Source organism: Reichenbachiella sp. 5M10 (assembly GCF_002742335.1).
Taxonomy (GTDB): Bacteria; Bacteroidota; Bacteroidia; order Cytophagales; family Cyclobacteriaceae; genus Reichenbachiella.
The window spans coordinates 1,302,735-1,315,617 of the sequence record NZ_MDGR01000007.1 but is presented as its reverse complement, the minus strand read 5'-3'; the positions used below and the strand labels follow the sequence as shown (position 1 = coordinate 1,315,617).

The window sequence follows — 12,883 nt, the reverse complement described above, 5'->3', positions numbered from 1 at the left end:
CGACGCTACAAAAGGGGTCAGTCGATATTTCTCGGGAGAGAAACCTCTTAATTAAAAACTAGGATTGATAAACGTAACAACTTTGCAATCATGGTGATCAAATTTCACAAAATCCTGATCGTCTGTTACAATCACCAAATCTTGTTCGGTAGCCAACTCAATATAATAGCTATCATTAAAATCAATTTCAGTCGTGCGCTCAAACACATGATCTAATTCTATTGACTCAAATTCATCTGAGATGGGGTCTGCGATAGACAGTATCCGATCGGTAGCGTCTCTAATTTCTTCTGCAGTTTCTTTGTACCTACTTGTCCCTACATAATCCCTTTTGTATTGAAGTTCGGTATCGCCTGCTCTCCAAAGATCAAAATCCATCCTAAAACATCGATTAGTAAATTCTGAAATAATCATACTACTCGTGTAAATGGTACAGCCTCTATCCCTGATCCGCTTTAATAAGCCAGAGTACAACTTTTGTTTATATGAATTATAGTCACCAATAAAGGCGTATAAGTACATCCAAATGTTGTTGTCAAAAAAGAAAAGGTCGTCGGAGTCTGGTGAGTAAGTCTTTACATCTCGGATACTAGCTGCCATGTATTGCTTGGTTGGCGGATTGGTCAAATTGTTTTTTATTGGCAAAGTACTCCTTGGCTCGTGCCACTACTTTCTTGAAAAGAATTTTATCTTGATCGGCTACATTCACCAATTTAAGTCTTGCATTTAATTGCTCACTACTATAGGCACTATACAGTTGGCCTAGTGCTGCATTCAAAAATGCTGTGGTCAATATTTCAATACCAGAAAAATCCAAAATCACTACTTGGCCTGCATCAAAATCCTTTTTGATTAGACCAAATATTTCATTGCCATCTTCGGTAGATACAGCTGCATCTCCTCCAATATTTTGAGCAATATTAATCTGCACTTCGGCTTTGTTCATAATACAAAATTACTAAAAAATATCGTCTAGTGATATTTCTCCTTCTAGGTAGTAGTCGTGTGTATCGGATAGATTGAACTCAATATTGACGATCGTACCCGGAAAACTCAAATCGAAATCGAGCATTCTTACCTCCCCTCTTCTGTATTCCCAATACCCATCAGACGAAATAATCTGTACTTTTCCCTGATTCAATTTGATAAACTGAAACATAATATCTAGTCCTAACCCTCCTGAAATATCACCTGTTTTAGTGGTGTTTCCATATTTCAGTGCCCATTCTATCGCCTCACTGCCAGTCATCTGACTTCCGAGATAATTGTTGACATTGTACTTAATCGACTGCCCCATGTCTACAATAGACAGGTCTAATCGCTTGATATTGTCCTTACGAGGAAAATACTGTCCACATGCATGTATCTGCTCGCACAATCCATGGGTTCTGGCATTTTCATATAATTCAAAAATACTTTCCCTGATTTTTTTCCCTAGATTGGGACTATGACTCGGAAAGTCTGGCTTGGCCAACAACTTGTTTTTGATATATTCTAGAAACCGATCTCCTTCATTAGGATTGAATCTGGTGTATGCAACCATGGTCTGGTGAATATCTCTCTTGGGCTCATATCCAAACTCACATAAGAACCTATTTCTCTGAAGCACATCTTGAATAGCATAATTGCACCCGCCTACCACGACATGTTTACCCTGATTAGTAAGCAACTCGCAAATGGCGCCTAGCACTGCCGAAAGATTAGCCTCAAACCATGTGGTATAGGTGAAGTCGAAAACTATAGAATCGGACGGTTCCTGCCTGGCCGATTCGTACAACGTCATGAGGTGAGTGTAGCCGTCATGCTTGCTCATCACTTGAGGGGCAACATATATTACCTTTTCATTGGCCATACTCCCCCCTATCCTCAGCAGCCATACTCAAATCCTGATCATCCACTAATCCTGAAAATCCCGATGCAGACAACCCTTCCCCCACCCTCACCTGACCATTCATCAGCATCGGCAACAACCAATCCCGCAACTCTGACAGCTTTTGGTTTTCTTCTGACGCAACTACTGTTTTATTAATAATTGGATCAATTTGCTCATGTAGGTTATTTATCAAATTCAAGGGAGGAATTACTATTCTGCTCTGTTTCAGGTGATCTTGAGTAATGTGACCCATTGTAGTTTTTCTCAACTCAGCAATCATTTTGAAATGTTGCAGATATTGAAGTATCTCAAAATAGTAATATGTCCTTGGATAGTTGGACGAAGTAATTTTAAAAATGTGCTGATTCAATCCACCAATTCCACCTGTCCAAATTTTTACATCTAAAGTAGCTGACCAAGAAAACAAAACATCACCATTAAAAACAATGACTTTCTCAGGTATTGATTTAGAAACAAATTCAGATTTGTCTGTAAACCCATCACCCATCTCTCTAATTTTAATGACTCTTAATGACTCTTCACCTTCATGAGGTCTATATTTCTGACAAGCAATCCCATTAGTGAAATTCGCTATATCTAGAAGTGTTCCAACATCCCACCCCTCAGGGATCTCTCTTTTCAACTGCTCATTGTAGACCATAGCGCCACCAGAGGACTTGTAGGGCTTGTCTTTGAGCTCTGGCTTGCCTATCGAAGAAGCATATGCTTCGGAGATAGGGAAATCGAACTGCACAAACCAGTAGTCGTACAGCAACTTCGCCATCCCCTCCAACTCCGCATTGATCTTGTTGTTGAGTTCTATTTTTGCGTCTAGATCGGAGAGGACTTTGGCGATTTTATTTTGCTCAGAAATGGAGTCAGGTAATCCAATTTCAAAATTTTTAATGTCATTAGAGTTAAGGTTTTTCCTCACTCCTGATGACAAATTCCTTAATTGATGATACTGTGTTTTTAGAAAGTAATAAACATATTCATAATCAGCCTTTTTGGAATCGATTACCACATTACAACACGCTTGATTAGTCGTCATTTCCTTTTTAAGGATAGACACACTTCCTCTAGTTTTCCCTTCCCCATACATTGCAATTGAAAGGGTGTTTTTTGGGTTTAATTTCAAGCCCGTCTTTTCAAAAACTAGTTTTGAAACCTTTTCATTAGAATCATAAATATGCTTTACACCGAGTTGTTCCGTTTTCACCCATGGAATATCTTGAGAGTCCCAAAAATCAGGATTAGAACGCAGTGGTGTTAAGCCACTTGAGATTTTCTTGGATATAGTATTTAGGGCAATCTTATACATATTTAATTTGCTCTAAATTCGTCTCAATCTCTTTCTCCAATTCCTTCGATTCTCCAAACAACCCTTTCAAAGAGTCCTCAAAACCTTTCATCTTAGCCGTAAACTCATCATGTGAAATATCCACATATTCGATCTTCACCTCGAAGTATTGCCCTGCGCTTAGGGAGTAGTTTTTGGCCGTTATGTCCTCATAGCTCACTACTACAGAGAAGTCATCGACTGCCTCCTTAGCGTTGAAAGTATTGATGATTTGATCTTCTTCCTGAGGGGTCAAGACTGTCCTTTGGTTCTTATCTTCCTTAACTGTCACACCGAGGTTGGATGCATCGATCAAGACTACCTCCTCTTTGTTTTCTTTGTCCAAGAAGAGGATACTCACGTTGGTACCTGTATTGGCAAAGATGTTGGACGGCATACTCACTACTCCTGCCAGCATTTTGTCTTCTACCAGCTTTTGCCTGATCTTTTTATCTATCCCGCTCTGTGCAGTGATAAACCCAGTTGGCACTACGATAGCAGCCTTGCCTTTATCCTTCAACACATGCATAATGTGCTGGAGAAACATCAAGTAAATCGCCATGGATTCCTTCTTCTTGGCTGGTACCTTAGGTATGCCAGCAAAGAATCGGACGTTGTTGGCTTTGGTATCCAAGTCTACACTGAAATCTGAAAAATCCAGCTTAAACGGCGGATTAGATACGATATAGTCGAATTTCTGAAGTGATCCGTCTTTTTCCTTGTGATAAGGCTCTAGGATGGTATTGCCTTTCACGATGTGAGGAATGGAATGCACCAAGTCATTCAAGATCAGATTGAGTCTGAGCAGACTCGATGATTTTTGCGAGATATCCTGAGAGTAGATAGTACATTTATCTTCACCTATCTGATGTGCTAAGTTCATGAGTAGCGATCCCGATCCTGCACTTGGATCAAAACAGGTCACACTTTTAGGTGTGCCATGCACCAGACATCTGGCCATGATCTTGGCTACCGCATGAGGGGTGAAGTACTCAGCATATTTACCTCCACTGTTGGTATTGTAGTCTTTGATCAGGTACTCGAAGATAGTGGCATAGAAGTCGAATTTCTCATGAAAAATGTGCTCGAAGCTAAAGTTGACCAGCTTGTTGACCAGTGCCTTACAAAACTCATCCCGATCATCAGTCACATACTTGCTCAAGTTTTCGAACAATACCACTCGCTCTCCACCAGCAGTCAGTACAGAGAAGATATCACTGTTCTCCTTGGCAATATCCAATAAGGTGTTGTCAAATATATCTGCAAAATTGGGTTCATTCTGTCGTTCATACAGACTAGAGATAAACTGACTGGGTTTGATGCTGGCCGTGCTGGCACTCATCTGCATCATGAGCATCTCATAGTCATCATCTGGATAAGATCTAAGTACTGCTTCCCAGTCGTCGGCTTTGGCTATTTTATCATCCAGTTTCTTTACCTCATGCACGAATTTGTCATTGAGGAATTTGTATAAAAATACTTGTGTGATGATCTTGAACTCATTGCCGTCATTGCCCAAGCCATAGTTGGCACATACACTCTTCAACCCGTCTATCAGTTGCTTGGTCTGCTTCTCAAATTCTACTGTCTTCGTCATTCTATCTTGCTACCTCTCTATTATTTGTCTGAATCAGGATTACCTTGATTTAAGGATTTTTTGGATTGAATATTTTCTTAAACTCTAAGCTCCTGGCTCCAAAATTGATCAATAATCCAACTTTCTTCTGATATGCTACCACATAATTTTTTGCCTGTGCCAAATGCACATCTTCCAATTTTATTAGTGCTTTAAGCTCCACCACAACTTCACCTTCCACCACAAAATCTGCTCTTCGTGTACCAACATCAACGCCTTCATAATAAATTGTGTGTTCACATTCACGTTCGAATCCCAAGCAAGCCTGCCTTTTCCAACTCCAGTGCAAGACACCTTTGATAAATAACTTCCTGAAAGCCATTACCAAGCGTATTATGTACCTTCATCGCACAGCCATTGATTTTATAAGTTACCTCATCTAAAGTCATCTTGTTAATCCAATAATCCTAACAATCCTGATTCAGACCACCTAAGCCACTTTACCATAAAATTCATTCATATACTCTTTCACCAGCAATCCATTCACTCGTCTTGTAGTAGCAGGATCTAGATTGATGTGATGCTTGTTTTTCAATTGATCTATCACCAATTTCATCGTCATCTTCTCTACAAAATTCTCGTTCTCCAACATCTTGGAATTCTCAAGAATTTTCAAATCTACCTCCTTTTTCAAACCTTGCAAGGCTTCAAATAGCTTACTTTCACTATCAGTCAAAGGATCCTTTTCCATCAGCCTTTTGTGCAATCGAGCGTACTTTTCATCATAGTCATACTTGGCTCTCAGTAGTTGGTTTTTGCGTTCCAATTCTTTCGCCTGATCATTGATGGCATTCAGAGCATCTATATTTTCAATCATCTCTCCTTGAGAGATTTCACTTAGGTTTTTCTTTTTAAACAATCGCTCCAGCTCCTCCTTCAAACTGACAAACACTGGATCAGCAGGATCAAAATTGCCACCTAGATTTTCTCTAGTTCTACGCAAAGTGTCTTTCAATTGATCAGCCAAGATCATCTCCTCTTCAGAAATTTTAGTAAAAGCAAACAAGATGTCTTCCAGTGCTACATTGAGTAGGTTGTTGGTATCTGCACCCGACTCCAATGCTTCCTTTTTATTGATCAAAGCCAAGTGGTTGTTGGCTTCTCTCGAAAGCACCGTGAGCTTTTTAAAATCTAGTTTCTCCAGTAGTTGATAGTTACCAGACAAACGAATCAGATTGTAAAGGCTCTTAGCAGCATTCAAAGCCTTGGTAATCTCCAACATCTGCTTTCGATCTTGGATCTGAGTGATCTGCTGAGAAAACACTTCTGCATTCAGCGTATCAAAATGAAAGAGTGCATCCTTAATTTGGTGTATCTCCTCTTCTATTTCTTCCTGAGATTTAAACAGGTTGGAATAGTGCTCCATCTCATCACCTAGCTCTGATTGGAGTTCATCAAAATATGCCTTGTTGGTTTTGTCAAATTCACTTTTGATATCGGCAAAGTCCACCACATAGCCGTACCTGAAATCCTTATAGGTTCTATTGACTCTAGTTAAGGTTTGCAGCAAGTTGTGCGACTTGATCACTCGACCGATATATAGTTTTTTCAATCGCTTGGCATCAAAGCCAGTGAGCAACATATTGTAGACAAATAGTAAATCAATCTTTCCTTCTTTGAAATCCTCTACTTTATCTTTTCGGTCTTCCTTAGTACCAATATCATGAAGAATGACGGCTGCACTTTTTACCTTGATGTCTCTTTTTCGTTTGTCTCCGTACCTCTCTACTGGATCTGCCGCCTGTAATAGTTCTGCCTCCGATTCAGCATACGTCTCACTGAATATTTCATACATCATCTTGGCCTGATCAGAAGAATCACAAACGACCATTCCTCCAATACTAGGATCATCCAAAGTCAAACGACTCTTTTCAAAATCAGTAACTACATAGTCAAGCATTGGCTCCACAAACTTTCGATGTGCATAGATCATCTTCTTATCTGCATTGCCTTTCAAGATTTCAATCTCCTTCAAGGCTTCAATCATCGTCATCTTATAACTGGTCTCTATCTCTTCACGAATAAGCCGCAAAGTATAGCCATCAGCTATAGATGCATTGTAGTAATACTTATGTATATAGTCACCGAATAGTGCTCTAGAATTGAAATCTTGTCCCAGTAGTGGCGTACCTGTTAGTCCTATTTTGACAGAATTTGGATCTGACTCTTTGAGGTTAGCCAAGAAACTTCCTTTTGGGTTATAACTACGATGCACTTCATCCAAGAAGTAGACACGCTGGATATTCAGATTATAATCCGTATTCCTAACCACATCAGGATCGTTTTCAAACTTTTGAATATTGACTACAGTAATTTCTGGCTTGCCCGAGGCATTATGGAGAGCTGTAGTTGATTTGATATTTTTAGCAAACTCCTCTTTTGAATTGACGTTGTGTACAATCAATCCTCGGCTTTTAAATTCTCTCCCAGCTTGTATCAATAGATCTAATCGATCCACGATGAAATAGAATTTTGGTATGATTGATTTCTTTTGATAGTAATCTGTGAGATAGCCCACATTGTAATAAGCCAAGGCGGTCTTGCCACTGCCTTGCGTGTGCCAGATGATTCCTTTCTTGATACCCGATTCCAAAGTAGCTTCTATGGCCTTGGTTGCAAATATTTGCGGATAACGCATCACATGCTTTTCCAGTCCCTTCTGCTCCTTCACATAGGCTAAAGCATACTGAAGCATAAAGGATAAACGATCTCGACTAAATAGAGAAGTGCTTACTCTGTTGGTTGGTGTGTCAGGATTCTTGTTGGTTTGAAATTCAGGCGCATGCTTGATACTGATGTAATTGGTATCCTTGAGTACAAAATCTTCCTCTTCATCACTCAGTGATTTTAGTATACTACCTAAGTCAAATTTCTTCTTTTCTTTAAAGTAGTTGAACATCGGCTTGCCATACGAAGTGGAGGCATAGTATGCGCCTTGCAGAGGTTCAGGATCTAGATCATCATATTCCATGTTATTGGAAAATACCATGAGCTGAGTGAGGTTTACAAACTTGCGAAATTTCTTATTTTGGAATCTCGTATTGATCCGATCTCGCTCAGCTAGAATACCATCACGATTATTTGGTTTCTTCACCTCTATAAACACTAAAGGCATACCATTAATCAGCAGAATAATATCTGGTCTAAATTCATCATCATCCTTCTTATAGGTCAACTCAGTGACCACATGAAATGAATTATTATCAAAGTCCTCAAAGTCGATCAATCTTTCTCCAGATCGATCAATAAGCTTCTCATAAAATGCTTTCCCTAGATCTTCATTTTCAAGGGTCAAAGACACTTCATCATAAAGTCTTTTGATATCGCCAGCGTCCATCTCAGGATTGATGCGTGCAATTCTTTCATTAAATATATCAGTGAAGATGTTGGTGTCTTCATCCCACTTAGCACTCTTCAAGGATAAATACTCATATCCCAACCTGATCAGGTGGAGAATGGACGGGATCTTTACTCTTGAGTCTTCGTTGAATTTCATTAATGTTCGGTTGGTTCAATTAGCTTCTGATGTATTCTTAAAATTATTGTTAATAAAATATTGTTGAGAGGATCTAACAATCTTCTTTGAGCCTCGACGTGATAGAGATTCATGAATTTATTAAAACTCCATGATAGTCAGTATCGTCAATAGATGAAACTGTTTGACTCCAATTATTATAAGAATTGATGTAGTATGAATTCACATTCCTTTAGTTCTAGTTATAATAACACCTGAAACTGAATTTGGACAAGACATTTCAAGTCTAAGTTATTATTCTCAAAATGCTTCACCAATTTGGAAAAAACCAATGTAAGTATCAATTATTACTAGAGAAATAACAGAAAACGTATGCACAAACCTGTTACTAATCTGGAAAATAAATCCTTATAGTTTGGGTATTCAATGAAAGGAATCTGTGATCATATCAATTGGAAGTTAATATATAATACCAAGCCCGTTTGGGCTTACAAAAAGCATTCCCTTTCTGCTAAAAAGCCCTTTTTCATATAGAATGTATAACTGTTAAATGAGGTAGCCGTCAAAAATTCGAAAATAAAAAAGACCCCCGGGGGCTGTTTATGTACTGTGGTTGATTTGAGACTTCTTGTTACTGATCATTTTTAATTCACTCTTAGCTTAGCATCGTCAGGTTGGGTCAAAAGCTTTTCGAAACTCTGAGAAAATGCAATTGTTAAAAAGTGAGACTTTTCTCAAAAATTACTAATTAAAATTTAATGGGGTATCAAACAATGAAATTGAATTCCATCTCCCTATTTAGGGTTTCAGGGAGAAGAAAATAGTTATGTGAAAATAAAAATCCCCTTATATTCGAGATATAAGGGGAAAATGTGGGCCCACCTGGGCTCGAACCAGGGACCACCTGATTATGAGTCAGGTGCTCTAACCAACTGAGCTATAGGCCCTTCAAAATAGTATTTACGACCACCTTGAATTTGGGAGTGCAATGTTACATATTTGCCAAACATTACACAAACATTTCTTTTGAATATCAATACAATAATTTTCGATCTTGGAGGTGTCATCATCGACCTCAACGAGAAGGCAACCGTAGAAGCGTTCGCTCAACTGTCTGGCAAGGATATCACCGAAGTGGTCAAATACTACCAAGAATCCGATACGTTCAAACAGTATGAAATGGGGCTGATACCGAGTGATGAGTTCAGAGCCTATATCCGTGAGATCCTAGACACTCCTCAGGCCACTGATCACGAAATCGATCGGGCCTGGAATGCCATGCTTGGAAACATCCCTCTGCGTCGACTAGAATGGATGATCAAGCTCCAAAAGACGTATAAAATCTGCATCCTTAGCAATACCAACGCCATCCATGAATCAGCCTTCAACCAAACACTCCTCGAAGTGAGTGGCAAACCCTGCTTGGATGATTTTGCTCATGAAGTCTATTTCTCCCATCGACTTCATCTACGCAAGCCCAATATGGACATTTACGAGAAAGTCTTGGAATTGTCTGGACAGTCTGCTGCAGGTTGTCTTTTCCTAGACGACAAACTCGAGAACTTAAAGGGGGCTGCTTCAGTAGGTATACAAACCATGCACATCTCATATCCAGACGAAATATTTAAACTAGAATCTCGTGTTTGATTTCAAAACCAACAAACAAGTCCTCATTCAAATCGGACTCTTCGTCACTACGCTGATCACCACCACCATCTCTGGTGCCGAATGGACCAGTGGCAAGTCTCTACTCTACGGCGAAGACACGGTAGGCTGGTCTGACTTCTTCACAGGATTGACCTTTTCGATTCCTTTCCTACTCATTCTCACGGTGCACGAGTTTGGGCACTATTTCATGGCGCAGTACCACAAAGTCAAAGTCACTCTCCCGTACTACATCCCGTTGTGGCTCGGTTTTCTTGGAGGGCCTTCGATCGGCACCATGGGTGCTTTCATCAAAATCAAAGACCGAGTAGACAGTCGCAAAAAATACTTCGACATTGGGGTCGCAGGACCATTGGCAGGCTTTGTCATTGCTCTTCTAGTGCTATTTTATGGATTTACGCACTTGCCAGACTTGGATTACCTCTACGAGATTCATCCAGACTATGCCCAATGGGGAGCAGACTACCCATCACATGCCTATACGGATCGAGATCTTTCTGTGATGGTTTTAGGGCCCAATCTGCTATTCAGTTTCTTTGAACACTTCGTCGTATCTGACCCTACTCTCTTGCCACATAGCTACGAAATGATTCATTACCCCTACTTGTTTGCAGGCTATCTCGCACTATTTTTCACCGCACTCAACCTCCTACCGATTGGTCAGTTGGATGGCGGGCACATCCTATATGGCCTGATTGGCCCCAAAAATCATCGAATATTCTCTCAGGTGTTTTTTCTTGCTCTGATGTACTATGCGGGACTCGGCCTGATGACACCCTACGATATTTCTCCATGGATGCTAGACGAACTTCTATACCTTGGCTTCCTCTACTTTTGCCTCTACCGGTTCACAGAGCACCGAACAGAACGAATCATGTATGCACTCGGAGTATTCTCCTTGCAGCTAGCGACAGTATATTTCTTTCCTCGGGTAGAAGGGTATTCAGGGTGGCTTGTCTTTTCGTTTGTACTGGGTCGTTTTTTAGGCATTTATCACCCGCCCGTGTTGCTTGACAGGCCGCTAGATGCCAAACGTATCTTCTTAGGATGGATCTCCATCGGTGTATTTATCCTCTGTTTTAGCCCAAAACCCTTTGATATCATCGAGATTCAAAGCAACGACAACAAGTCAGAGACTCCCAGTGCTCTGTCTGTCACGAACCCTTCGCCGTACTTGCAGCGAATCGACATCCCGAACTCTCGCCCTCTCGCCTCGAGCAGTTCCATGAATTCCGGTGAAGAGATTAATGTATTGCTTTCTTCACCTCCAGGGGTAAAAAACTGAGACTTGAATGCCCGTACCGCATCCATGCGTCGGTCCCAATACTCGGACACATCCACCACGAAATCGGGTTTGTGCCAATCCGTCTGAATGTAATGATACATATTTTGTGCTCGCCAAATGGGTTGAGACTCTCCGTCATGACTCGTTTCGATCTTCTGGAGCCCCGCCCAAAACAAGGCTCGTTTGACTACTTCCGCCGCTTTGCCATGATCAGGATGTCTGTCAGAGAGGGCATTCGCCAAAATAGTCTGAGGCTGGTACTGACGAATCTTCTCAACCACTGCCAATACATGCTCCTCATCATTTTGAAAATAGACATCCTTGAACCCTAGGTTTTCTCGAACAGTCAGCCTTAATATCTCTGAGGCTGCAGCTGATTCAGCCTCACGAATCTCTGGAGTCCCTCGTGTACCCATTTCGCCACGAGTAAAATCCACGACCCCTACTTTCTTGCCTTGTGCCGCCAAAGACAATAGCGTGCCTCCACAAGCCAATTCAGCATCATCTGGGTGTGCTGCAAAAACCAATACATCCAATTTCATAGTCTATTCTTTAAGCCTTCATCAAGTAATCCGCAACCGTTGCCCAATGCGCAAAATTGAATTTCGGCTGATTCCATTCAATCTGCAAATTTTGCTAATTGAAATCCCATATCGATAACTGATCCCACTCAAGGTATCTCCACTCCGAACCCGGTGAAAACGAATCTTGCGCGCTTCTGTCAAGTACGAGAAGGTAGATGCATTGATTTCTAGTTCTTCGCTTCGCAACGACAAAGACTCAAAATCAAATATCTCTGAGGGAGTGATCGCATTGCCTTGGTAGCGTGCCTCAAAATGCAAATGCGGGCCAGTACTTCGCCCCGTGCTACCACCCAAACCGAGTACATCACCTGCCTTTAGGATATCGCCTGGTTCTACGAGACGCTTACTGAGATGTCCGTAGAGTGTCTCCAGTCCATTGTAGTGTCGCACGAGGATATAGTGTCCATAACCATAGCGGTCGTAGCGCGCCAAACGTACAATACCGTCAAAAGCCGACCGCACAGAATCCCCGACATTGAGACGTAAATCATCGCCATAGTGCCACTTCCATCGCCGCAAACCAAACGGAGAAGTCACCTCCATTTTCTCCAAAGGCATACACCAATCCAATTCTGGATTCTTGTACACCAGCGGCAACCGAACCGTGTCTGCAAATTTCTCTCCATCCAACTCATAAGGATTGATCTTGTTGGCACTCCAAAGGCTATAGTACTCACGAATAGTCACCCATACCGAATCGATGTACAACTGCTCTGACACCTCTACTGGTGTGTTGTAAAACAACACCAGTTGGTTAGAGTCCTCCTTCGCAGCTGTCATCATTTGCTGTTCGACGAGGACTTGCTCCTCTTCCCAAGCTAGGCTATCCAAATAGGACTCATCGAGTGCAAACCAATCTTCCTCTACCACATTGACCGTGTCTGGGTCAAAACTGCTCTCTATTTTCTTATTTCTAAAACGAAAAAAATCCTTTCGCCGGTTATTCTCCTGACCAAAGGATTCTGATGATATGCATAAGAAAAGAAAGAAGCCTACAATTACACTTCTTCTCATGCTATAAAACTA

Annotated in this window: 11 protein-coding genes, 1 tRNA gene and 1 pseudogene; 2 read left to right on the top strand and 11 right to left on the bottom strand. The window is 41.0% G+C overall.

Features of this window, described 5'->3' with window-relative positions:
* Window positions 1–51 precede the first annotated feature (51 nt).
* The 9 genes from BFP72_RS19320 to BFP72_RS05400 form a co-directional block, all read right to left on the bottom strand.
* Window positions 52–600: a PIN domain-containing protein gene (locus BFP72_RS19320; protein ID WP_221406478.1), complete on the bottom strand. Its 549-nt coding sequence runs from the start codon at window positions 598–600 to the stop codon at window positions 52–54.
* Window positions 590–946, bottom strand: coding sequence for an STAS-like domain-containing protein (locus tag BFP72_RS05430; protein WP_099598175.1), 357 nt, complete (start codon window positions 944–946; stop codon window positions 590–592). The genes BFP72_RS19320 and BFP72_RS05430 overlap by 11 nt, the downstream gene beginning before the upstream one ends.
* Window positions 947–958: 12 nt before the next feature.
* A complete protein-coding gene (locus tag BFP72_RS05425; protein ID WP_099598174.1) occupies window positions 959–1,852 on the bottom strand; it encodes an ATP-binding protein in 894 nt (297 codons plus the stop codon).
* Window positions 1,842–3,194 (bottom strand): restriction endonuclease subunit S, encoded by a 1,353-nt coding sequence (locus tag BFP72_RS05420; protein WP_099598173.1) that lies wholly within the window; start codon window positions 3,192–3,194, stop codon window positions 1,842–1,844. The genes BFP72_RS05425 and BFP72_RS05420 overlap by 11 nt, the downstream gene beginning before the upstream one ends.
* Window positions 3,187–4,809, bottom strand: a complete 1,623-nt coding sequence (locus BFP72_RS05415) for a class I SAM-dependent DNA methyltransferase (protein WP_099598172.1) — start codon at window positions 4,807–4,809, stop codon at window positions 3,187–3,189. Before BFP72_RS05415 ends, BFP72_RS05420 begins: the two co-directional genes overlap by 8 nt.
* A 49-nt stretch (window positions 4,810–4,858) precedes the next feature.
* Window positions 4,859–5,107, bottom strand: a complete 249-nt coding sequence (locus BFP72_RS05410) for a GxxExxY protein (protein WP_369824017.1) — start codon at window positions 5,105–5,107, stop codon at window positions 4,859–4,861.
* A complete protein-coding gene (locus BFP72_RS19440; RefSeq protein ID WP_369824146.1) occupies window positions 5,091–5,195 on the bottom strand; it encodes a GxxExxY protein in 105 nt (34 codons plus the stop codon). Before BFP72_RS19440 ends, BFP72_RS05410 begins: the two co-directional genes overlap by 17 nt.
* Before the next feature lie 83 nt (window positions 5,196–5,278).
* Entirely contained in the window at window positions 5,279–8,344 is a 3,066-nt protein-coding gene (locus BFP72_RS05405) for a type I restriction endonuclease subunit R (protein WP_099598171.1), read from the bottom strand.
* Between the two features lie 852 nt (window positions 8,345–9,196).
* Window positions 9,197–9,270, bottom strand: a tRNA-Ile gene (locus BFP72_RS05400).
* A 79-nt stretch (window positions 9,271–9,349) separates the two neighbouring features.
* Between BFP72_RS05400 and BFP72_RS05395 the strand changes: the two genes are divergently transcribed.
* Together BFP72_RS05395 and BFP72_RS05390 are read left to right on the top strand one after the other, a co-directional pair.
* Entirely contained in the window at window positions 9,350–9,970 is a 621-nt protein-coding gene (locus BFP72_RS05395; RefSeq protein ID WP_158233295.1) for an HAD family phosphatase, read from the top strand.
* A pseudogene (locus BFP72_RS05390) lies at window positions 9,963–10,706 on the top strand (site-2 protease family protein); the annotation flags it as partial. The gene BFP72_RS05395 and the pseudogene BFP72_RS05390, both read left to right, overlap by 8 nt.
* A gap of 392 nt (window positions 10,707–11,098) precedes the next feature.
* On the opposite strand, the gene bshB1 reads toward BFP72_RS05390, so the two are convergent.
* Together bshB1 and BFP72_RS05380 are read right to left on the bottom strand one after the other, a co-directional pair.
* Entirely contained in the window at window positions 11,099–11,815 is a 717-nt protein-coding gene (gene bshB1, locus BFP72_RS05385) for a bacillithiol biosynthesis deacetylase BshB1 (protein ID WP_099598169.1), read from the bottom strand.
* Window positions 11,816–11,836: 21 nt separating this feature from the next.
* A complete protein-coding gene (locus BFP72_RS05380; RefSeq protein ID WP_255397158.1) occupies window positions 11,837–12,871 on the bottom strand; it encodes a peptidoglycan DD-metalloendopeptidase family protein in 1,035 nt (344 codons plus the stop codon).
* Window positions 12,872–12,883 lie beyond the last annotated feature (12 nt).

Excerpts from the sequence above, each read along its gene's own strand:
- BFP72_RS19320 (WP_221406478.1), bottom strand. The coding sequence starts at position 600 with ATGGCAGCTAGTATCCGAGATGTAAAGACTTACTCACCAGACTCCGAC.
- BFP72_RS05430 (WP_099598175.1), bottom strand. The coding sequence starts at position 946 with ATGAACAAAGCCGAAGTGCAGATTAATATTGCTCAAAATATTGGAGGA.
- BFP72_RS05425 (WP_099598174.1), bottom strand. The coding sequence starts at position 1,852 with ATGGCCAATGAAAAGGTAATATATGTTGCCCCTCAAGTGATGAGCAAG.
- BFP72_RS05420 (WP_099598173.1), bottom strand. The coding sequence starts at position 3,194 with ATGTATAAGATTGCCCTAAATACTATATCCAAGAAAATCTCAAGTGGC.
- BFP72_RS05415 (WP_099598172.1), bottom strand. The coding sequence starts at position 4,809 with ATGACGAAGACAGTAGAATTTGAGAAGCAGACCAAGCAACTGATAGAC.
- BFP72_RS19440 (WP_369824146.1), bottom strand. The coding sequence starts at position 5,195 with ATGAAGGTACATAATACGCTTGGTAATGGCTTTCAGGAAGTTATTTAT.
- BFP72_RS05405 (WP_099598171.1), bottom strand. The coding sequence starts at position 8,344 with ATGAAATTCAACGAAGACTCAAGAGTAAAGATCCCGTCCATTCTCCAC.
- bshB1 (WP_099598169.1), bottom strand. The coding sequence starts at position 11,815 with ATGAAATTGGATGTATTGGTTTTTGCAGCACACCCAGATGATGCTGAA.
- BFP72_RS05380 (WP_255397158.1), bottom strand. The coding sequence starts at position 12,871 with ATGAGAAGAAGTGTAATTGTAGGCTTCTTTCTTTTCTTATGCATATCA.